Raw genomic sequence first — 21060 nt, 5'->3', positions numbered from 1 at the left:
AAAGTAGCAATATGGTCGCGTTAATTGCAGAATCCCCGCTTCGTGTTACGAGGTGACTATGAGAATTAACGAAACCGAGAGAGATGCCCTGTATAAAGTAATTTTTTCGCGCCGCGATGTGCGCCGCGACTTTATACCTGAACCGATACCGGATGAGGTTGTAGAACGGATACTCATGGCCGGACATCACGCACCGAGCGTTGGCTTTATGCAGCCGTGGGATTTTATCCTGGTCACCGATCCTAATACCAAGCAGGCAATTAAGGCCGGCTACCAAGCTGCCAGTGCGGAATCTGCCGAGCAGTTTGCCGCTGATAAGCAACAAACCTACAAGAGCTTTAAGCTGGAAGGTATCATGGAAGCCCCGCTCGGCATCTGTGTGACCTGCGATCGCCAACGCAATGGCCCAGTGGTAATTGGCCGTACCATCAAACCAGAAATGGACCTCTACAGTACCGTGTGTGCGATCCAGAACATGTGGCTGGCGGCGCGTGCGGAAAACTTAGGTTTTGGCTGGGTGAGTATTATTCATGATGAGGTCTTGCGCGATACGCTGGATATTCCGGAGGAAATCGAAATCATCGGTTATCTGTGCCTCGGCTATGTATCGAAATTCAATGACAAACCCGAGCTGGAACAATTTGGCTGGTTACCGCGGGAAGACATCAATTCGCTAATCCACAGAGGCAAATGGTCAAAGAAATAACGTAAACCCTCTTATACATCAAGAATCGCAATAAGTTATAGGCCATCAACATTCCCCAAAACTCTTGTGTCACGAGTTCTGGAGTGTTACTTCTCAAGGTAAGCTGATTTTGAAGCATGTCCTGTGTCATTCCACGATATCCCAGCTCAATTTCACAACGATGACTGTCAAGCTCCGCTATATCTGCTCCCGGATATTTCGTTGCGTTCGTCATAGACGTTAATAAACGGACTTCTTTTCCTTTGATGGTCTTGGCGATTAACCTTACTTGGATTGTTTTGGTGGCGTCTACCCACTGCGTTGAGCTTGCAGTGGCAACGTAAGTTCAACCAACTCTCGTCCTCGACCTAGTTTGGCTATCACTGTATATTGCGCTCCCTTTCTAATCGGATGAGCCAGATGGTTCACTCGTTGAGCCGTGAACAGCGCTTCATGCGACTTCATGTCGCACGCCCCATGGTGTGCTAGCGTCAATTGAGTCTGTTCTGTGATGTGCTGTCACATGACTTAGTTTTACTAATACGTTTCATCGCACAACCTTTATCCTCTAAAACAACGCCTGAGTGCAGTGGGCATTATTCTTTATTAAGCAGCCAAACGATGGCTGCTTTCATCTTGTTGCCTGAATTGATTCAAGGTTCTGAGGTATGACAAGAGCGCAACAATAAATCAGTTGTTCTTCTTGGAATCCTCGCCATCAAGTTTTCAGGGAAGCGGCGATAGTTTTCAGGGAAGCGGCGATAGGGGGGAGCGGCGGTAGTTGCCACTTGTTGCGAACGGAGGATTATCTTTAGAACGAGTGTGACTAAATTACAATTTATTCACTCGTTGTTATCGTATCCATGAAGGGTTAGAATTTACAATTTAATTAATGAAAGTCAGAGATAAGGCTATGAATGACGAATATAACCACTCCAGTTTGAAGCGAGGCCCAGTCGCGCATGATGTGCGGGATCAGATAGTTATCGCCGCCACAGAACATTTCAGCCGCTACGGTTACGGTAAAACCACTGTCTCAGATTTGGCAAAATCAATCGGTTTTTCAAAGGCATATATATACAAGTTCTTTTCTTCTAAACAGGCTATTGGCGAAAGTATCTGTACAAACTGCTTAGGTGGGATTGAGGCCGATGTTCGAAAAGCGATAGAAGATGTTGATCAGGCGCCAGAGAAGCTGCGTCGGATGTTTAAAGAAATTGTTCAGGCAAGCTTTCGTTTATTTTCTCAAGACCAAAAGCTCTATGAAATTGCAGCATCCGCTGCCGCTGAACGTTGGCAGGCAACCATTCAGTATGAGCAAAACATCAAGGCGTTACTGCAAGAAATTCTTCGAGAAGGGCGCCAAGCAGGGGATTTTGAGCGTAAAACACCATTAGATGAAATGACGGCAGCTATTTATCTTGTCATGCGACCTTATATGAATCCTCTTATGCTGCAATACAATTTTGACGTGATTGAAGAGGCCCCGGTACAGCTCTCTAATCTGGTTCTTCGCAGTCTTGCTCCGTAGTCTAAAAGTGACTGTTGACTAAATTGGTCACTAGAATGATAATTGCACTCCTGAACAGTCCTTCATGGAGGCTTATGTATGTCTCGTCACAACATACTGAAAATCGCAATTATCACTGCTTTACCGCTGGCCTTAACGGCTTGCGGTGAAGAAAAGCAAGCCGATCCCCGTACTGAAGCGCCTCTGGTGCGGACCGTTACGATCGCTGCGTCCAGCGCCGAATCGCGCTCTTTCACTGGTGTCATAGCGGCTCGAATAGAAAGCGACCTTGGTTTTCGAGTATCAGGTAAGGTACTAAAACGCCTGGTGGATACCGGACAGGTTGTGAAAAAGGGACAAGTGTTGATGCAGCTTGATCCTATCGACCTGCAACTTGCTGCTCACGCCCAACAAGAAGCTGTTGTAGCGGCTAGGGTAAGAGCCAAACAAGTGGCAGAAGATGAGGCTCGTTACCGAAAGTTACGCGGTACTGGGGCTATATCAGATTCTGCTTATGATGAAGTAAAAGCGGCGGCGGATACCGCACAGGCTCAGCTTCGTGCAGCCCTAGCGCAAGCGGAAGTAGCAATCAATGCTACCCATTATACGGATCTTGTTGCCGATGCTGATGGGACAGTCGTTGAAACCCTTGCTGAGCCGGGACAAGTTGTGAGCGCTGGTCAGATAGTGGTCCGAGTTGCGCATGCAGGAGCTCGGGAAGCGGTGATCCAGTTACCTGAAACCTTGCGTCCTGCATTGGGTTCCCCTGGGCAAGCTCATCTTTTTGGCCGTCCTGATATGAGGTCGGTTGCAACGCTCAGACAGCTTTCAGATGCCGCAGACCCCGCCACCCGTACTTTTGAAGCAAGATATGTGCTTAACGGCGCACTGCAAAATGCGCCTTTGGGCTCAACCGTTACCATTAACGTAACCAACGAACGTTCCGTTTCAACAACAGGGTTGCAAGTACCGATTGGTGCGTTGTTTGATGCGGGTAAAGGAACTGGCGTTTGGAGTGTCGATGGCGAGCCAGCCAAAGTCTCTTGGCATCCCGTCACGGTTATAGATCTTGACGATGATTCTGCGCTTGTTAGTGGCTCAATCCAACATGGTGCTCAAGTCGTCGCTCTCGGCGCTCATCTGTTACGCGACGGTGAACAGGTGCGAGTTGCGGTTTCTTCTTCCGGGTCTGTTGCAGAGGGATCGCGTCCATGAGCGAGAGTCGTTTCAACCTTTCCGCGCTCGCAGTACGTGAACGCGCCGTCACGCTATTTCTCATACTGTTGATTTCTATTGCTGGCGTAACCTCATTCTTTAAGCTAGGCCGCGCTGAGGATCCTTCTTTTACCATCAAGGTGATGACAATTGTCACCGCCTGGCCCGGAGCGACTGCTCAGGAAATGCAGGAGCAGGTTGCCGAGAAGATCGAAAAACGGATGCAGGAGCTAAGTTGGTATGACCGTACCGAAACCTTCACGCGTCCGGGACTCGCCTTTACCACGTTGACCTTGTTGGATAAAACGCCTCCATCTGAAGTACAGCAGCAGTTTTATCAGGCCCGTAAAAAAATCGGCGACGAAATTCGTAATCTTCCTGCTGGTGTCATGGGGCCATTCATTAATGACGAATATTCCGATGTCACTTTTGCGCTGTATGCACTCAAAGCCAAAGGCGAGTCGCAACGATTACTGGTTCGTGATGCAGAATCTCTGCGTCAACGTCTGCTTCATGTCCCTGGGGTTAAAAAGGTTAATATTATCGGTGAACAGCCAGAACGTATTTATGTGGAGTTTTCTCATGAACGTTTGGCAACATTAGGAGTAAGTCCACAAGAAGTTTTTGCTGCGCTCAACAATCAAAACGTGCTGACGCCCGCAGGTTCGGTTGAAACCAAAGGACCAGAAGTTTTTATTCGTTTGGACGGGGCTTTCGACAACTTAAAAAAAATACGCGATACCCCTATTGTTGTGAAAGGGCAGACGTTAAAGCTGTCAGATATTGCCACGGTAAAGCGCGGTTATGAAGATCCGGCTACATTCATAGTCCGTAATGGCGGCGAGCCCGCGCTGTTACTGGGTATCGTTATGCGTGATGGCTGGAATGGCCTTGATCTGGGCAAATCGCTTGACGAGGAAGTTGGCGGGATTAATGCCGAAATGCCTTTGGGTATGAGCCTATCCAAGGTAACCGATCAGGCCGTGAACATTCATGCGGCAGTCGATGAGTTTATGATCAAATTCTTCGCGGCATTGGCTGTTGTGATGCTGGTAAGCTTTGTGAGTATGGGATGGCGTCCAGGTATTATTGTTGCTGCGGCTGTGCCTTTAACGCTTGCCATTGTTTTTGTTGTCATGCTGGCGACGGGGAAGAACTTTGACCGTATCACGCTCGGCTCTTTGATTCTGGCATTGGGGTTACTGGTGGATGACGCCATCATTGCTATCGAAATGATGGTGGTGAAAATGGAGGAAGGTTATAGCCGTATCGCCGCGTCATCCTATGCCTGGAGTCTGACTGCAGCTCCCATGCTATCAGGAACACTGGTTACCGCGGTTGGATTTATGCCCAACGGTTTTGCACGTTCTGCTGCCGGTGAATATACCAGCAATATGTTCTGGATCGTCGGTACAGCACTCATCGCATCCTGGGTCGTGGCAGTGGTATTTACGCCATACCTGGGGGTTAAGCTATTGCCCGACTTTAAGAAAGTCGAAGGTGGGCATGGCGCAATTTATAATACGCCACGTTACAACCAATTCCGCCGGTTTCTGGGGCGGGTCATTGCTAAAAAATGGTGGGTCGCGGTATCAGTCGTAAGCCTGTTTGTTATCGCTGTACTGGGGATGTCGGTCGTTAAGAAGCAGTTTTTCCCTATTTCTGACCGACCGGAAGTGTTGGTTGAAGTGCAGATGCCTTACGGTACTTCCATCACTCAGACCAGCGCTGCTGCAGCCAAAGTTGAACAGTGGTTAGCGCAACAAAAAGAAGCCAGGATTGTGACCACTTATATCGGTCAGGGGGCGCCAAGGTTCTTCTTCTCGGTGGGCCCAGAGCTCCCTGATCCTTCTTTTGCCAAAATTGTTATTCGTACTGACAACCAAGAAGAGCGCGAGGTGTTAAAACATCGTCTGCGCCGAGCTATCGCTGATGGTTTAGCGCCGGAAGCAAGAGTGCGTGTGACTCAACTGGTATTCGGCCCTTACTCACCATTTCCAGTGGCGTATCGGGTAACCGGTCCTAATCCAGATACATTGCGCGACATTGCGAATGAAGTACAACAGGTTATGAAAGCAAGTCCCATGATGCGCACTGTGAACTCAGATTGGGGAACTCGTGTACCTACCGTACATTTCTCATTGCAGCAGGACAGACTTCAGGCTCTGGGGGTGAACTCCAGTAGTGTCGCTCAACAGTTACAGTTCTTGTTAAACGGTGTTCCCGTAACGAGTGTGCGGGAAGATATTCGTACTGTTCAGGTGATCGCTCGCTCATCGGGCGAAACACGGCTTGATCCGTCTCAAATAGAAAACTTCACGTTAGCAGGTGTCCACGGGGAACGTATTCCTTTATCCCAGATAGGAAATGTTGAGATACGAATGGAAGAGCCGATCATGCGCCGTCGAGATCGGGTGCCAACGATTACTGTGCGCGGTGATATTGCCGAAGGCTTACAACCGCCAGACGTATCGCATGTTATTACTCAGCAGTTACAACCTATTATACAAAAATTGCCTAGCGGCTATCACATTGTGGAAGCGGGTTCTATAGAGGAATCAGGCAAGGCCAGTGTCGCCATGTTGCCGATTTTCCCCATCATGATTGCTATCACGCTACTGATTATCATCCTCCAAGTGCGCTCATTTGCCGGCATGGTGATGGTGTTTTTAACCAGTCCTTTGGGACTCATTGGTGTGGTGCCTACTTTGCTTTTGTTCCAGCAACCATTCGGCATTAATGCATTAGTTGGATTGATAGCATTGTCTGGCATTTTAATGCGTAACACGCTCATTTTACTTGGCCAAATCCGTCATAACGAATTATCCGGATTGGACCCGCTCAATGCAGTCGTTGAAGCTACGGTTCAACGTGCTCGCCCTGTAATCCTTACAGCGTTGGCCGCAATTCTAGCCTTTATTCCGCTCACACACTCTGTGTTCTGGGGAACATTGGCTTACACGCTGATTGGTGGGACGTTTGCCGGAACCGTTTTAACATTGGTTTTCTTACCTGCCATGTATTCGATTTGGTTCAAGATAAGGTCAAACGCTTGAGAAACGTATCATGCAAAGAAGCTTATGCGACTGCCTACTATCGAGCCATATGTAAAAGGAAATAACACTAGAGGTCATCCATGAACAGAGCTGAAGAAATGAGAATTGTCATCACAGGAATGGGGACCGTAAGTCCCTTAGGGGTTGGTACAGAGGCAACATGGCAGCGCTTATTAGCTGGGCAGTCAGGTATTCGGATATTGTCCGATGAGTTAACGGCTGGCATAGGAACAGCGGTGGGAGGTCGAGTCCCCAGCTTGGAAGAAGATCCACTCGCTGGCTACAACCCCGATCATTTCATTGCGACGAAAGAACGGAAAAAGATGGATCGCTTCATCGAATTTGCCCTGGTTGCTGCCGAAGAAGCATTGACACAAGCTAATTGGCGCCCGGTTACGCAAGAGGAACAAGAACGAACCGCCACTATTATTGCCTCTGGTGTGGGCGGTTTTGGCGCGATTGCAGAAGCTGTTCGCACCACGGATTCCCGTGGTCCTCGTCGTCTATCACCTTTTACTGCCCCTTCGTTTTTAGCCAACATGGCGGCAGGGCAAGTTTCCATAAAATATGGATTTAAAGGTCCATTGGGTGCCCCCGTCACCGCTTGTGCCGCTGGGGTTCAGGCTATAGGGGATGCGGCTCGGATGATTCGCAGTGGCGAGGCTGATATTGCAATATGCGGTGGAACAGAGGCCGCAGTTGACCGAGTTACTCTCGGATGTTTTGCTGCTGCTCGCGCGCTATCGACAGGCTTTAACGATAATCCTCAACAGGCTTCACGCCCGTTTGATCGAGACCGGGACGGATTTGTGATGGCTGAAGGCGCGGGATTGCTGGTCATTGAGTCGTTGGCGCATGCACAAGCTAGGGGGGCTCGGCCTTTAGCTGAAATTGTTGGGTATGGTACCAGCGCTGATGCATATCACTTAACCGCAGGCCCAGAAGACGGTAATGGTGCCGAGCGCGCCATGAAAAAAGCGCTCAAACAAGCAGGTATTGATCCACACGAGATACAGCATATCAACGCCCATGCGACTTCTACACAAGTTGGCGATAAAAGCGAACTGGCGGCTATCAAGGCGGTATTTAGTGAAGGTTCTTCCCCGGCTATCACGTCAACTAAGTCGAGTACCGGTCATTTATTGGGCGCCGCCGGAGGGATTGAGGCTATCTTTAGCGTGCTTTCTCTTCGCGACCAGATTGTTCCGCCAACGTTAAACCTTATCAGCCCAGATACGGCAGCGGATGGCCTTGATTTGGTTGCCTTGCACGCGCGTAAAATGCAAATCCAGCATGCACTGTCAAACGGGTTTGGGTTTGGTGGAGTGAATGCCAGTATTGTATTGCGACGTTGGTCGTCTGTCTGACGCATATCACTCAGTCGCAGCGTTATTACTTTACGCAGGCGTTGTTCTATAAAGGAAGAGGACTTCCAAGTCGATTTTACTTAAAAATGAGTGGGCATCCACTCAATAAGGAAGTGTGAAAATATGTCAAAGTTAACTGGGTTTACGGAAGCCAATGTCCCTGATCAATCGGGCAAATGTTTCATTGTCACCGGAGCAAACACAGGTATCGGCTTTGAAGTCGCCCGAGTGCTCGCTGCACGTGGTGCTCGGGTTATTATGGCTTGTAGGTCAAAGGAAAAGGCGACGCAAGCCATCGCCCAAATTCAACAGTTAAGCCCTACTGCCGATCTATCTTTTCTGCCTTACGATCAGAGCAATATTGATAGTATCCGTGAGGCTGTTAGTCAATTATCGAAAGAATCACGTATTGATGTACTAATCAATAATGCAGGCGTGATGACCCCGCCTTTGACACATACCAAACAAGGCTATGAACTTCAATTTGGCGTTAATCATCTAGGATGTTTTGCGTTCACATCTCTTCTGCTGCCTACACTTGCCAAAACTAAAGGGAGCCGAGTGGTGGTGACTTCTAGCATAGCCCATCGACATGCGAGCATAGATTGGGATGATCTTAATGCTGAGAGGAGCTACAACCGAACACAGCGTTATGCTGCTAGTAAACTGGCCAATGCGTTATTTTTGTTTGAGCTGGATCGTCGTCTGCGTGCTTCTGGCTCATCAATCACCGCGGTCGGCTGCCACCCGGGATTAGCTGCGACCAATCTTGGTCGTTATATGGGACCTATCCAAATGCTATTGCCACTGGTGGGTTTATTGCTCAACAACGCCGCACAGGGCGCTTGGCCCACGCTACAGGCCGCAACCGCTCCAGTACTATCCGGTGGTTATTATGGGCCGATTGGCTTTGGCGGTATACGAGGTGTGTCTGGGGAGTCTGCTCGCACAGCGCGGGCAACGGATGAAGCACTTGCTCGTCGACTCTGGGATATCTCTGTTGCCATGACGGGAATTGATCCCGGATTACCGCAGTGCACGCCATCGTTCAAGAGTGACAGGCAATGAAAGTGTGATATTGAAGATCTAACGAGAACAAAGCCCGCTCACAAATGTTGACGGGCTTTCTAGAGGAAGTTCTATAGGAAGATTGGTATCTGGGTTATCTAAATGACAACGAGACCTTAGCTTGTGGCAAGAGCGGAACACATACCTCAGACTGAGTTAAAGTAAGCTACCGCCATCAATCACGATTTCCGAACCCACGGTCCAGGCTGAATCGTCGGAAGCCAAATAAAGCACCGCTTTTGCCACTTCCTCTGGCTTACCAAAACGGCCAGCGGGGATAGTTGCAACGATATCTTTCATTACTTGGTCATGGTAATCAGCTGGAATACCCGCTTTGTCGTAAAGCGGTGTATCAACTGGGCCAGGACTTACTGCATTAATGCGGATCCCACGAGCAATTAGCTCGTTTGAAAGTGTTTTGGACATATTAAGTAATGCCGCTTTGGTTGAGCCATAAACAGAAGAGTTTACTGGCCCTGTGTGAGCATTGATCGATGTATTAAAGACCACGGATGCAGAGCTCGCGAACACTGGCAGTAATGCCTGCATCAGGAAATAAGGACCTTTAACATTGATGTTAAAAATGCGGTCGAAATTGTCTTCTGTCCACGTTTCGATTGGCATATAAACAGATATGCCAGCATTTAGGAAAGCGATATCCAATTCACCAAAGTGAGCCTTAACAGCCTGAGCTAGCTCTTTCTGTGCATCCACGTTAGCAGAATCAGCGCTCAGTACTAAAACATTGCTACCCAGTTCCGCTTTCGCTTTTTCGATAGAATCAGGGTTAACGCCAGTAACAATTACACGAGCACCTTCTGAGAGGAACAGCTTAGCGGTCTCAAGACCAATACCACTTGTTCCACCGGTAATAAGAGTGCGTTTGCCTTGTAATTTGGACATATAAAGTCTCCTAGAGGTTATCTGGATCAGTCAATTCGCTGATCGACAGGAGCTTTACTATAGGTTTATGTATAACCGTTGATAAGATTGATTTTTCGAATATGACTCATGCTAAATATGCATAAATAACAGGACTGTTGAATGGATCGATTATTGTTGATGACGTGTTTCGTTCGCACGGTTGAGACCGGAAGTTTTTCGGCGGCTGGGCGAGATTTGGGGCTAGGGCAACCTAACGTCAGCCGTTATGTTGCAGCGCTTGAGAATCACCTACAAACCAGATTACTTAACCGTTCAACCCGCAAACTTGCTCTGACTCCAGAAGGAGAACGCTATTATGTAGAGGCGCGGCGTATTCTTGAAGCCGTGGAGGAATCCGAGTCCTCATTGCGGGATAACATTGCTCCATCTGGGTTATTGCGGGTCGCCTGTCCGACGGCACTGGCACATACATTCTTGGTTCCACATCTAGCAAGTTTTCTGGAATGTTATCCAGAATTGACACTCGATCTCCAAATTAATGATCGCTATGTCAATTTAGTCGACGAGGGGGCTGAGCTGGCGATTCGAATTGGTCATCTGGACGACAGCGCAATGCGGGCGCGCCGTTTGGCAATGTTCGAACGGGTGTGTGTGGCGAGCAAAGCTTATTTGGCCAAACGGGGCATCCCCAAAACGCCAAATGAACTGAGAGAGCACGATTGCTTGATTTATACTCTGCTGTCAACGGGATCCACATGGCATTTTAAGGGAGAAGATGTCCCTGTTTCTGGGAGGTTGCGAGTGAGTTCTCCGGAAGCCATACGCGCATGTGTAAATTCAGGACTAGGGATCGCCCAAGGCCCTGAATGGCTATACGAGGAAGGACTGAAAAATGGTAATCTTCAACTACTACTGAGTGATTACACAGCTCCACCAGTGCCCATTCAAGCTGTTTATCTGGCCAATCGCCTTCTTCCCAAACGAGCCGTTGTTTTCATGGATTTTGTTGCGAGTATATTTGCCAACAAGTCGACACTCACAACGCAATGAAGGTTGATCTGATACATTATTATTGGATCCCAATTTAAACAGCTTTTCTAGACCTAAGGTTGTTTGCTATTTTCAAATGTAGCAAAGTCACTGATAAATTGTTGCCCACGAACGTTTCAGTGCATCCAGCAAAAAACTGGCACCGATGTACGCTATGAAAGGACTCTTTGGCGCTAATTTAATCAGTTTGTTTTTCGAGATAAAGAATAAGTTGTTGTTTTAATTCGTCATATAACTGGTTTTGTACTTTTTCTAACTTATATTGGTTACGATCGAGGCACAACCTAAGCTTTCCTAGCGTCGGTAAACCATCCAACTTACTAATATTATTCGGGTGACTGAAAGAAGAGCTAGCTCAGAAGTGTCGATTATCTGTCTCCATCAAAACTAAATATCGATCTATGCCTGATTTATACTACTTCAGAGCTGATCGCTGGCTCGCATCTCATTTTTGTTCTGATACATGCTTTTATCTGCTTTGGACAGAATTTCGTGAATGATCGACTTATCCGCTTTGCCCTTGAATGTATAGAACCCAACGCTCGAGGATAACGGAATCTGTTCGCCTTGCCACTGCAGTGGTGAAGTCTTAATTAAAAGCTGTATTTTATCAATCAGTTGCTCAACATCGTCCGGGTTGTGCATGCGTGGCAGAATGACAATGAACTCGTCCCCGCCCATTCTGGAGATAAAGTCCGATGAACGTGTCGATTTTTGTAGCAACATTGCGATGTGTTTTAACACGGCGTCGCCGGCTTCATGGCCGTAAGTATCGTTGATCTTTTTGAACTTGTTGAGGTCAATATTTAGAATCGTAAACACAATGTTGGCGCTATTTTTCGCCATGATGCGGTTAAGCTCATTGAACAGATAACGGCGGTTCGGTAAATGGGTGAGGTCATCCTGCAAAGAATGTTTCTGAGCACGAAAATAGTTACTGATAAAAAATACGATCAGCAGAAAACCGGCTGCAAAGATAATGGTGCCCAGTGTCATAAACAGACTTTTGAAGCTGTTTATGTTCTCAATCTCATGTAGGTCTTTATATTTGGCAAACAGAGTCCAGCTGCCGTTAGGCAGACTTATCGGATACTGGATGTCAAAATCAGACAGAACGGCTCTATTACCTTCAATTAATTTCTGTTCGATCTCATCATGGCCGTTGGCAACCAGCGCTATGTCCGCTCCTTTAATGTTATGCAGGTTGGACAGGGCAATCAGTTTGTCGTAGCTAATCACCACGCTCAAACCGCCCCAATACTGGGTATTGTAAGGTACATCGGTAAATATCGGATAGCGGGCGATAATCGCTTTGCCGCCCTGGACCAGTTCTAACGGCCCTGCCAGGAAGACTTTTTTATTCTGTCTGGCAATTTTCACGGTTTTGTACTGATGGGGGACGGTTCGGAAGTCCAGTCCAATTGCTTTTTCGTTGCTTTGCAGTGGGTAAACATAATGGATTACATCGTTCGGCGCTAAACTTATGTTCCTGATTAGTTGCGCTTTTGCCAGGAATTGCTCACCTACTTTGTTCCAGTTGTGGGTCGCGAATTGGGGATCGAGCGCCACCACGGAGGCGAAGCTGTCTGCCAGGTAGGTGTCGCGAAAGATGTTAGCCTCGATACTGTATCTGACTAAGGCGATGTCGTGTTGGATGGCTTCTTTTTCTTGCTGGACCTGGTTGTCAATAAACTTATCCGTCGTCAAGGTGATGACCGTGTAAGAAAAGAAAAGGTACGCTATGGTTAATACACCGTAAGACCATCGGCTCATTTTATAGGATTTGATAGTATTACTCTCTTAGGTGGATAAGTACGACAACGCTTGTTGCTCAATAGTTATTCATTGTGTCAATAAGGTCAAGTGATAACCGGGTTATCTGATTTCATGACATATCGGCAGTTATGAGATTCCGTCACAGTTGCAAGCGGGCTGAGTAACTGAAAATTATGATAGATTTTAGCCATTTAATCAATAAAAGCCAAAAAGGCGACCTTAGGTTCGCCTTTTTATGCTACTTGAGTAAGTCTCAGATCTTATCAAAACCGATGCTAGACAACATGGGATCATGTTGGAAGTGGAAAGTGTAAACTAGGTGCCAGCGTTAAAGATGAATGGACTTGGGGAGTTACCGATGACGGCCTCGCTCAAACTTATATCTGTTGGGAAACAAAAGTTCGCTTGATGCTCAAGAAGCAACATAGGTCCATGCTGCTAAGCGTTAATGACATTGCTTGATTTTCGCTCTCTCGCTATCGGTAAAGAGCGAACTACCGTGATTTTTAGCCGCTAATGAGTCGACGGCTTCTGAATGTAGTCAGATTGGGTTTGTCCATGTTGACCTCCTTATTGAAGAGTATGCTCAACATTAGTAGTGCTGTATTTAGCAGCATTTATACTGATGCTCGATAGAAGCAAACAGTAATAGAAATAAATAGAGGTATACCTTAGCCAGAATGTCGCTAAGCTATTGTAAATGTTTAGAACTTATTGATGTATCGTTCAGCGCTTGCGAATAACTTATCACATACTTTCTTCTGAGCCACAAACTCAGAAGTACCTTCGGCCATCTCATCTAGGACTTCTTTTGCTGCCTGGTATTCAGCGGCCATCTGCGCAAATCGTTCTTCAAAGTTGTTTTTTTGGATCTTTTTGCTCGATTTTTTGGCTGGTTTTCTCATGTCACTCTTCCTTATAAATCCCAAAGCTTCTTTTGTTCTCGTTCTAACAAAATATGCTCAATTTTTTTTCTTATCTTATGAATGCTCTCTGTGCTGTCATCTTTAGTAAGAGTCTTGCCTTTGACCATCTTAGAGTTGGTTCCTGCTAATGGTTTCTTCAAGCTCAATATCCTTCATTCATTTGAATTGAAAAACAACCTAAAGTCCTTCCCTGTGAATCTTTTATTTCACCAGAATTGTTCAATTCACAAAATGAAAAATTTAAGTCAAATAAGTGGGTTTCTAATTTGGGGAGGATATGGCGTTTTAAAACATCGCTATTTAGCTGATGTATCGTTGATGACCATGAGGTCTTATTTTGATGAAGGAAATATTTAACTGTGAACAATTAACTTTCCCTTTTGGTATTTTTGTTCACGTAAAACGTAATACCAGTAAATTTTTCTATTAGTTTTTCTGATTATAAACTCCCAGCTAAAGACTTAACAGAAAGCTCTCACCAAGAGGCAAGAGCTTTACTGATAGACTTATACTGCTGTAACGTTAGCCGCTTGCGGGCCCTTGTTACCTTGTTCTACGTCGAACGATACTTTTTGACCTTCTGTTAAGGTTTTGAAGCCATCGCTAGCGATTGAACGGAAGTGAACAAACAGGTCAGCACCACCATTGTCTGGAGTGATAAAGCCGAAGCCTTTTGTTTCGTTAAACCATTTTACTAGACCAGTTGTTTTATTAGACATATATATCTCGATAGATTGATTAAGTTAAAAAGAAAGCTACTAAATAAGGAATGAAGAAAAAGTTATCGCAGGATAGATATGACGACTTGGATCGAAAAACAACTGAGAAGATCTTGAACTAAATAATTTATCAATAGCTCACTGTTAGAGCTGCCGACACTATACACGATATAGAGATAATAGATATTTATTTCTCAATTAAATTTGATTGTTCTTTTAAATCAATGGCTTAAATCAACTTTGTTTTTTAGGCGGGCTATTGCTGAATTCAAACCAGCCGTGTTTTGAGTACAAACAACGAAAACAGTGTATTTAATATGCGTTCGTACACGGAATCAGACTTCGAATTGGGAGATGACAGCTCGCTTTGAGGATTGCCCCTGTAGCTTTGCCAGTCATAAATCACTGGCAGAAGCTTCTTTTAACCATCTACGTGCATTTATAACACGGACAAAAAAGGCGAACATCCGTTCGCCTTTTCAATGTTACAGCAAATGATCTTAGTCTTGGTAGGAATCAATGCTCGGGCAAGAACAGATCAGATTACGGTCGCCGTACACGTTATCCACGCGGTTTACGGTTGGCCAGTACTTGGCTTCTTTTGCTTGCTTCGAAGGGAAGCAGGCGATATCGCGTGAGTACGGGTGAGTCCATTCATCGCTTGCCAGGTCAACCTGGGTGTGTGGAGCGTTCACCAGCGGGTTGTCTTCCAGCGGCCATTCACCGGCGTGAACTTTGCTGATCTCTTCACGGATAGCGATCATCGCGTCACAGAAGCGATCCAGTTCTGCCAGATCTTCTGATTCGGTTGGCTCAACCATCAGAGTACCCGCAACCGGGAACGACATGGTTGGCGCATGGAAACCGTAATCCATCAGACGCTTAGCGATGTCTTCTTCGCTGATGCCCGTTTCTTCTTTCAGCGGACGGATATCAATAATACATTCGTGCGCGACGCGGCCGTTAGCACCACGGTACAGAACCGGGTAGTACGGCAGCAGGCGTTCCATCACGTAGTTGGCGTTCAGGATAGCCACTTCCGTGGCTTTAGTCAGGCCTTCTGCACCCATCATCGCGATGTAAGCCCACGAGATTGGCAGAATAGAGGCGCTGCCCAGGTCAGCCGCTGCAACTGCAAAGTCAGAACCTTCCACACCGCCTTCAATATGGCCCGGCAGGAATGGTGCGAGGTGTGATTTCACACCGATAGGGCCCATACCCGGACCGCCGCCGCCGTGCGGAATACAGAAGGTTTTGTGCAGGTTAAGGTGCGACACATCAGAGCCGATGAAGCCCGGAGAAGTCAGACCGACCTGAGCGTTCATGTTCGCGCCGTCCAGGTAAACTTGTCCGCCGGCTGCGTGGACCATGTCACATACTTTACGTACCTGCTCTTCATACACACCGTGCGTAGAAGGGTAGGTGATCATAATAGCCGACAGGTTGTCCTGATGTTTCTCGATCTTGGCGGCCAGATCGTCGATGTCGACGTTACCGTTCTGGTCACATTTCACCACGACCACTTTCATCGATACCATTGAGGCGGTTGCCGGGTTGGTGCCGTGCGCTGAGCTTGGGATCAGACATACGTTACGGTGACCTTCGCCACGGCTTTCGTGGTAACGCTGAATAGCAATAAGGCCAGCGTATTCACCCGACGCACCTGAGTTAGGTTGCAGTGAGAACGCATCGTAACCGGTGATTACACACAGTTTTTGCTTCAGATCGCTGGCCAGGGCTGCGTAACCGGCTGCCTGTTCTTTTGGTGCGAACGGGTGGATAGAACCGAATTCCGGCCAGGTGACAGGAATCATCTCGGCGGCCGCGTTCAGTTTCATGGTACAGCTGCCCAGCGGGATCATGCCATGGGTCAGTGAGAAGTCTTTGTTTTCCAGCTTTTTCAGGTAACGCATCATTTGCGTTTCGCTGTGGTGCGTGTTGAATACCGGGTGAGTCAGGTAGGATGACGTGCGACGACAATCTTCCGGAATTGCTGCGAATTCGTTCGACTCGATGGCTGCTGACAGCGCGGTAACGCTTTCCGTCACACCGAATACTGCAAACAGCGCTTCAACGTCAGCCACGCTGGTGGTTTCATCCAGGCTGATACCCAGTTGCTCTGGCAGTTTACGCAGGTTGATGTCTGCCTGCAGAGCTTTCTGGTACAGCGCTTCCGTGTTGCTGCCGCTGTTCAGGGTAATGGTATCGAAGAAGCTGTTGTGCGCCAGCTCAAAGCCCGCTTTAGTCAGGCCCGCGGCCAGGATTGCGGTCATGTGGTGAGTACGGCGAGCGATAGTACGCAGGCCTTCAGCGCCGTGGAATACCGCGTAGAACGATGCCATGTTTGCCAGCAGAGCCTGTGCAGTACAGATGTTCGACGTCGCTTTCTCGCGGCGGATGTGCTGTTCACGGGTCTGCATTGCCATACGCAGTGCCTGGTTGCCTTTCTTATCGATAGACACACCGATAACACGGCCTGGCATGGTACGTTTGTGCGCGTCACGCGTGGCCATGAACGCTGCATGCGGACCGCCGTAACCCATAGGTACGCCGAAACGCTGAGCTGAACCGATAACGACGTCTGCGCCCATTTCACCGGCTGGTTTAAGCAGGGTGCTGGCCAGCAGATCAGTCGCAACAGCAACTAAGGTTTTGTTCGCGTGTGCTTTTTCAATGATGTCGGTCAGATCGCGCACTTCACCTGTGGTACTTGGGTATTGCAGCAGCGCGCCGAACACATCTTGTTCTGCCAGGCAATCGATTGCGCCGATTTGCACTTCAAAACCCAGGAAGCCTGCGCGGGTCTTCACCACTTCGATGGTTTGCGGGTGCACATCGTCTGCCACGAAGAAGACTTTGCTCTTGCTCTTACCGGCACGGTGGCACAGAGCCATTGCTTCGGCAGCGGCCGTCGCTTCATCCAGCAGGGACGCGTTCGCGATTTCCATGCCGGTCAGGTCCATCACCATCTGCTGGTAGTTAAGCAGCGATTCCAGACGACCTTGTGAGATCTCTGGCTGGTATGGGGTGTAAGCTGTGTACCAGCCTGGGTTTTCCAGGACGTTACGCAGGATCACGTTTGGAGTGAAGGTGTTGTAGTAACCCTGACCGATGTAGGTACGCTTGATCTGGTTCTGTTTTGCGAACACTTTCATTGCGTTCAGCATGTCGGCTTCGCTTTGAGCCGGGGCCAGATTCATCGGCGCTTCCAGACGGATATTGGCTGGAACGGTTTCTTTGATCAGAGCGTCAAGGCTGGCGGCCTTGATGGTGTTAAGCATTTTTTGCTGATCGTCAGCATTGGGACCGTTGTGGCGAGCAACGAATTCATTTTGTGTGCTTAGGCTGTGAAGTAATTCTGTCATTGTCCTTTACCTTTTCTACCCGGAACAGCTGGCGGCTAGCGCTTTACTGGGCCGGGTACAGAACCGCCGTTTCGGGCTGGGCGGTTTTGAAAAAGCCGCCCATAGGGCGACTTGATAACCAGAGACGATTAGTCTTCTTCGATAGAGCTCAGGTATTCCTCAGCGTCTTTCAGGTCGTCCAGTTCAGATGGATCAGACAGTTTTACTTTAACGATCCAACCGCCTTCATAAGATTCTTCGTTGATTAGCTCAGGGCTGTCCTGAAGCTCTTCGTTCACTTCTACGATCACGCCGCTTACCGGTGCGTAGATGTCTGAAGCTGCTTTTACAGATTCAACCAGAGAGAAGCTTTCGCCAGCTTCGCATTCGCTGTCCACTTCTGGCAGTTCAACGAATACGACGTCACCCAGCATTTCCTGTGCATGCTCAGAAATACCGATGGTTACGGTACCGTCACCGTTATCACGTACCCATTCGTGGCTATCTGTAAACTTCAGTGTTTTGTCCATTGCATTATCTCCAAAATATATCTCTAAATTGCAGCCTTCCCAATTGTGTCGCGGGGTGGTTCTTCGGGATACGACACTCAGTTTCCGGCTAAGCTAACTGTTGTTCAGGCAGAGTGCCTGCTGGCAGCCTACTTTCAAATCTAACGACGGTTTTTTACAACTTTACTTCTTTGTTCAATGACATGATGCAGGGGCCGTGCCCGCATCATGCTTAATGCTTATTTTTTTTTGTAGAGCGCTACGTTATTAGTAGAGCGTCAAATGACTGGTAAAACGGTCATTTATTGGTAGAGCGGGAAGCGCTGGCATAGCGCCTTAACCTGTTTGCGCACCCGTTGTTCCACTTCCGGGTTACCTTGCGGGCTTGCGACCAGACCATCCAGCACGTCGCCAATCCACTCACCAATCTGTTTAAACTCTTCACTGCCAAAACCACGGCTGGTGCCCGCAGGTGTACCTAAACGGATACCAGAAGTAATCATAGGCTTCTCTTCGTCAAAAGGGATGCCATTTTTGTTACATGTGATACCGGCACGTTCCAGTGCCTGCTCGACCAGGTTGCCTTTCAGGCCTTTCGGACGCAGGTCCACCAACATCAGGTGGGTATCGGTTCCGCCGGTCACGATGTCACAGCCGCGAGTTTGCAATACTTCCGCTAAGGTTTTTGCGTTGTTGATCACTGAATCAATATAGGTTGCAAACTCAGGGCCTAATGCCTCACCAAATGCGACCGCTTTCGCGGCAATAACGTGCATCAGAGGGCCGCCCTGCAGGCCAGGGAATACCGCTGAATTGATCTTCTTAATGATCTCTGCGTGGTTGGTCAGAATCATGCCGCCACGTGGCCCGCGCAGTGTTTTGTGCGTTGTGGTGGTGACCACGTCGGCAAATGGCAGCGGGCTGGGATGCGCACCAGTTGCGACCAGGCCGGCAATGTGCGCCATATCGACCATCAGTAGAGCGCCGACTTCATCGGCAATGGCGCGGAATTTTGCGAAATCAATGGTACGCGGAATGGCAGAGCCACCGGCAATGATGAGTTTTGGCTGGTTTTCCAGGGCTAACTGACGCACTTGATCGTAGTCGATCTCCATGCTGTCGCGGCTTACACCGTATTGCACCGCATTAAACCATTTTCCAGACAGAGCAGGGCGGGCGCCGTGGGTCAGGTGGCCACCAGCATCAAGCGACATCCCCATGATGGTATCGCCCGGTTGGAGCAGAGCCAGCATCACTGCGCCGTTTGCCTGAGCACCGGAGTGCGGTTGAACGTTCACGTATTCGCAATTGAACAGTTTCTTGGCGCGTTCGATGGCAATGGCTTCGACGCTGTCGACGTGCTCACAACCACCGTAGTAACGGCGGCCAGGATAACCTTCAGCATATTTATTGGTCAGGCAGGTGCCTTGGGCTTGCATGACTGCTTTAGAAACGATGTTCTCGGAAGCAATCAGTTCAATTTGTTCGTTTTGGCGGGCGAATTCATCCTGAATGCCGGCAAATACTGCGTCGTCAGTAGCCGCAAGATTAGTGGAGAAGAAGCTCTCCAGGCGATGATTTTGGTAAGCTTTATTTGCGTTGGCGTTCATAGTAGATGACCTTCCAATAATCTGACGAGCCTGGTGCGTCGTGCTGCTCGTCTGTCCTTTTAAACGGTCTGGCTGACGCCAAACCCTGCTTAAGTGGATTGTTCCCTAAATCACCTACCCATCTGACAAACCAGGTATCTGGCGATTCGGCGCTGACATTAAAAAATGAGCAAATCGAGCAATCTGCGGGTTCGCTGCTTTTATCATCTGTCCGGCGCTATTTTGTCTGGGTAGAAGCCCTAAAAACCAGGGCAAAACCCGCTACCAAATGTTAAATCCATTCCATCCGGAGGCGGTAAGCTGCATCTCTACATCTAACATGGATGTAACATACTCTTTGCTGTGTGAACAATCAATCAAAAATTTCCTATAGGAAACACAGATGTCGTTTTTGCTATGCAAAGCACGCTTTATTTCCAATTGTGGTCTTTAATCAACCAGTCGCTTCGTGCAACAATGCGGTTCTGATACAGGAAGGATAGATAATCGAGGGAAAGCATGTCTGAAGACATTTATGATGAGTACCCATCTTTGACACTGGCCAAGGAAGCAGGCGAGCAACACATTGAACCGTTAAAGCTGGGACATCGAATCAAAGATATTCGTGCCAAGCTGGGTATAACACTGGAAGAAGCCAGTCAGCGTACTGGCCTGGCGCGCTCAACGCTAAGCAAGATCGAGAACGAGCAAATTTCACCGACGTTTCAGGCAATGCAGAAACTGGCGAATGGCTTGCAGATTGATATGCCACAACTGTTTGAACCGCCTAAGAAAATGACCGCAAGTGGTCGTCGTGATATCACCAGAAATGATCAAGGTAAACCGCATCCGACCCAAACTTACGAGCACGAGCTGTTGGCAACCCAGTTGTCGAATAAAAGAATGATGCCATTTAAAAGTCGCATCCGTGCCCGCAGTTTTGAAGAATACAGTGACTGGGTTCGCCACGATGGCGAGGAGTTTCTGTTGATTCTGGAAGGTGAGGTGATGTTCTATTCTGAGTTCTACGAGCCGGTGGTTCTGGAGCAAGGAGACAGTGTTTACTACGATGCCAACATGGGGCATATGCTGGTTTCGCTGAGTGCAGAGGATGCTCAAATCCTCTGGGTGACGGCGAAATAGCCAGTTAATACAGAAGTTATAGCCAAAACAAAAAGTTTCCTATAGTGAAAGCAACCGTTTGCTTTTTGTTGTAATTTAAACAAAAATACGCCGCAGTGATGATTAACCCGTCACTGCGGCGTTTTTATTGGGCTCCGATAATGTGATTGAGTTGTTAATTATGACAATTTGCGCTGTTTGGAACTTGTTAATTCGGTCAAAGTGGCGCATGCTTGTTT

General features: G+C 48.0%; 16 protein-coding genes and 1 pseudogene. 8 read left to right on the top strand and 9 right to left on the bottom strand.

Going from position 1 to position 21060, the window contains the following annotated elements:
* The first annotated feature begins 58 nt into the window (after nucleotides 1-58).
* Entirely contained in the window at nucleotides 59-706 is a 648-nt protein-coding gene (bluB, locus tag J0X00_RS00430; RefSeq protein ID WP_282476719.1) for a 5,6-dimethylbenzimidazole synthase, read from the top strand.
* 16 nt (nucleotides 707-722) lie between these two features.
* Here bluB and J0X00_RS00425 read toward each other — a convergent pair.
* A pseudogene (locus tag J0X00_RS00425) lies at nucleotides 723-1096 on the bottom strand (transposase); the annotation flags it as partial.
* A gap of 502 nt (nucleotides 1097-1598) precedes the next feature.
* Here J0X00_RS00425 and J0X00_RS00420 point away from each other — a divergent pair.
* The 5 genes from J0X00_RS00420 (at nucleotide 1599) to J0X00_RS00400 (ending at nucleotide 8901) form a co-directional block, all read left to right on the top strand.
* The gene (locus tag J0X00_RS00420) at nucleotides 1599-2216 is read left to right on the top strand and encodes a TetR/AcrR family transcriptional regulator (RefSeq protein WP_218562092.1); all 618 of its coding nucleotides are present in this window, start codon (nucleotides 1599-1601) and stop codon (nucleotides 2214-2216) included.
* A gap of 78 nt (nucleotides 2217-2294) precedes the next feature.
* Entirely contained in the window at nucleotides 2295-3410 is a 1116-nt protein-coding gene (locus J0X00_RS00415) for an efflux RND transporter periplasmic adaptor subunit (RefSeq protein WP_282476718.1), read from the top strand.
* Nucleotides 3407-6466 (top strand): efflux RND transporter permease subunit, encoded by a 3060-nt coding sequence (locus J0X00_RS00410; RefSeq protein WP_282476717.1) that lies wholly within the window; start codon nucleotides 3407-3409, stop codon nucleotides 6464-6466. The genes J0X00_RS00415 and J0X00_RS00410 overlap by 4 nt, the downstream gene beginning before the upstream one ends.
* Nucleotides 6467-6546: 80 nt before the next feature.
* Entirely contained in the window at nucleotides 6547-7833 is a 1287-nt protein-coding gene (gene fabF, locus J0X00_RS00405; protein WP_136483903.1) for a beta-ketoacyl-ACP synthase II, read from the top strand.
* A 123-nt stretch (nucleotides 7834-7956) separates the two neighbouring features.
* Nucleotides 7957-8901 carry an oxidoreductase gene (locus J0X00_RS00400; RefSeq protein WP_282476716.1) on the top strand — a complete coding sequence of 315 codons (945 nt, stop codon included), beginning with the start codon at nucleotides 7957-7959 and terminating at the stop codon, nucleotides 8899-8901.
* Between the two features lie 156 nt (nucleotides 8902-9057).
* Here the strand turns inward: J0X00_RS00400 and J0X00_RS00395 are convergent, their stop codons facing one another.
* Nucleotides 9058-9804 (bottom strand): SDR family oxidoreductase, encoded by a 747-nt coding sequence (locus J0X00_RS00395; protein WP_282476715.1) that lies wholly within the window; start codon nucleotides 9802-9804, stop codon nucleotides 9058-9060.
* A gap of 141 nt (nucleotides 9805-9945) precedes the next feature.
* Here J0X00_RS00395 and J0X00_RS00390 point away from each other — a divergent pair, with 141 nt between their 5' ends.
* Nucleotides 9946-10836 (top strand): LysR family transcriptional regulator, encoded by an 891-nt coding sequence (locus J0X00_RS00390; protein WP_282476714.1) that lies wholly within the window; start codon nucleotides 9946-9948, stop codon nucleotides 10834-10836.
* A gap of 420 nt (nucleotides 10837-11256) precedes the next feature.
* Here J0X00_RS00390 and J0X00_RS00385 read toward each other — a convergent pair whose 3' ends face one another.
* The 7 genes from J0X00_RS00385 to J0X00_RS00355 all read right to left on the bottom strand — a co-directional run bounded on the left by J0X00_RS00385 (nucleotide 11257) and on the right by J0X00_RS00355 (nucleotide 19720).
* Nucleotides 11257-12543, bottom strand: coding sequence for a diguanylate cyclase (locus tag J0X00_RS00385; RefSeq protein WP_282476713.1), 1287 nt, complete (start codon nucleotides 12541-12543; stop codon nucleotides 11257-11259).
* 773 nt (nucleotides 12544-13316) lie between these two features.
* Entirely contained in the window at nucleotides 13317-13517 is a 201-nt protein-coding gene (locus J0X00_RS00380; protein ID WP_282476712.1) for a hypothetical protein, read from the bottom strand.
* An 11-nt stretch (nucleotides 13518-13528) separates the two neighbouring features.
* Nucleotides 13529-13678, bottom strand: coding sequence for a hypothetical protein (locus J0X00_RS00375; RefSeq protein WP_168796962.1), 150 nt, complete (start codon nucleotides 13676-13678; stop codon nucleotides 13529-13531).
* 366 nt (nucleotides 13679-14044) lie between these two features.
* Nucleotides 14045-14257, bottom strand: coding sequence for a cold-shock protein (locus tag J0X00_RS00370; protein WP_136483914.1), 213 nt, complete (start codon nucleotides 14255-14257; stop codon nucleotides 14045-14047).
* A gap of 500 nt (nucleotides 14258-14757) precedes the next feature.
* Entirely contained in the window at nucleotides 14758-17622 is a 2865-nt protein-coding gene (gene gcvP / locus J0X00_RS00365) for an aminomethyl-transferring glycine dehydrogenase (protein WP_282476711.1), read from the bottom strand.
* 128 nt (nucleotides 17623-17750) lie between these two features.
* Nucleotides 17751-18131: a glycine cleavage system protein GcvH gene (gene gcvH, locus J0X00_RS00360; RefSeq protein WP_136483916.1), complete on the bottom strand. Its 381-nt coding sequence runs from the start codon at nucleotides 18129-18131 to the stop codon at nucleotides 17751-17753.
* Nucleotides 18132-18412: 281 nt separating this feature from the next.
* Nucleotides 18413-19720: a serine hydroxymethyltransferase gene (locus tag J0X00_RS00355; RefSeq protein ID WP_136483917.1), complete on the bottom strand. Its 1308-nt coding sequence runs from the start codon at nucleotides 19718-19720 to the stop codon at nucleotides 18413-18415.
* 498 nt (nucleotides 19721-20218) lie between these two features.
* Between J0X00_RS00355 and J0X00_RS00350 the strand changes: the two genes are divergently transcribed.
* Entirely contained in the window at nucleotides 20219-20842 is a 624-nt protein-coding gene (locus J0X00_RS00350) for an XRE family transcriptional regulator (RefSeq protein WP_136483918.1), read from the top strand.
* Nucleotides 20843-21060: the final 218 nt, after the last annotated feature.

It is taken from the genome of Vibrio sp. ABG19 (assembly GCF_029962385.1).
GTDB classification, from domain to species: domain Bacteria; phylum Pseudomonadota; class Gammaproteobacteria; order Enterobacterales; family Vibrionaceae; genus Vibrio; species Vibrio ostreae.
Note: the sequence above shows the minus strand (reverse complement) of the source record. Positions and strands in the feature narration are given on the sequence as shown.

Excerpts from the sequence above, each read along its gene's own strand:
- bluB (WP_282476719.1), top strand. The coding sequence starts at position 59 with ATGAGAATTAACGAAACCGAGAGAGATGCCCTGTATAAAGTAATTTTT.
- J0X00_RS00420 (WP_218562092.1), top strand. The coding sequence starts at position 1,599 with ATGAATGACGAATATAACCACTCCAGTTTGAAGCGAGGCCCAGTCGCG.
- J0X00_RS00415 (WP_282476718.1), top strand. The coding sequence starts at position 2,295 with ATGTCTCGTCACAACATACTGAAAATCGCAATTATCACTGCTTTACCG.
- J0X00_RS00410 (WP_282476717.1), top strand. The coding sequence starts at position 3,407 with ATGAGCGAGAGTCGTTTCAACCTTTCCGCGCTCGCAGTACGTGAACGC.
- fabF (WP_136483903.1), top strand. The coding sequence starts at position 6,547 with ATGAACAGAGCTGAAGAAATGAGAATTGTCATCACAGGAATGGGGACC.
- J0X00_RS00400 (WP_282476716.1), top strand. The coding sequence starts at position 7,957 with ATGTCAAAGTTAACTGGGTTTACGGAAGCCAATGTCCCTGATCAATCG.
- J0X00_RS00395 (WP_282476715.1), bottom strand. The coding sequence starts at position 9,804 with ATGTCCAAATTACAAGGCAAACGCACTCTTATTACCGGTGGAACAAGT.
- J0X00_RS00390 (WP_282476714.1), top strand. The coding sequence starts at position 9,946 with ATGGATCGATTATTGTTGATGACGTGTTTCGTTCGCACGGTTGAGACC.
- J0X00_RS00380 (WP_282476712.1), bottom strand. The coding sequence starts at position 13,517 with ATGAGAAAACCAGCCAAAAAATCGAGCAAAAAGATCCAAAAAAACAAC.
- J0X00_RS00370 (WP_136483914.1), bottom strand. The coding sequence starts at position 14,257 with ATGTCTAATAAAACAACTGGTCTAGTAAAATGGTTTAACGAAACAAAA.
- gcvP (WP_282476711.1), bottom strand. The coding sequence starts at position 17,622 with ATGACAGAATTACTTCACAGCCTAAGCACACAAAATGAATTCGTTGCT.
- gcvH (WP_136483916.1), bottom strand. The coding sequence starts at position 18,131 with ATGGACAAAACACTGAAGTTTACAGATAGCCACGAATGGGTACGTGAT.
- J0X00_RS00355 (WP_136483917.1), bottom strand. The coding sequence starts at position 19,720 with ATGAACGCCAACGCAAATAAAGCTTACCAAAATCATCGCCTGGAGAGC.
- J0X00_RS00350 (WP_136483918.1), top strand. The coding sequence starts at position 20,219 with ATGTCTGAAGACATTTATGATGAGTACCCATCTTTGACACTGGCCAAG.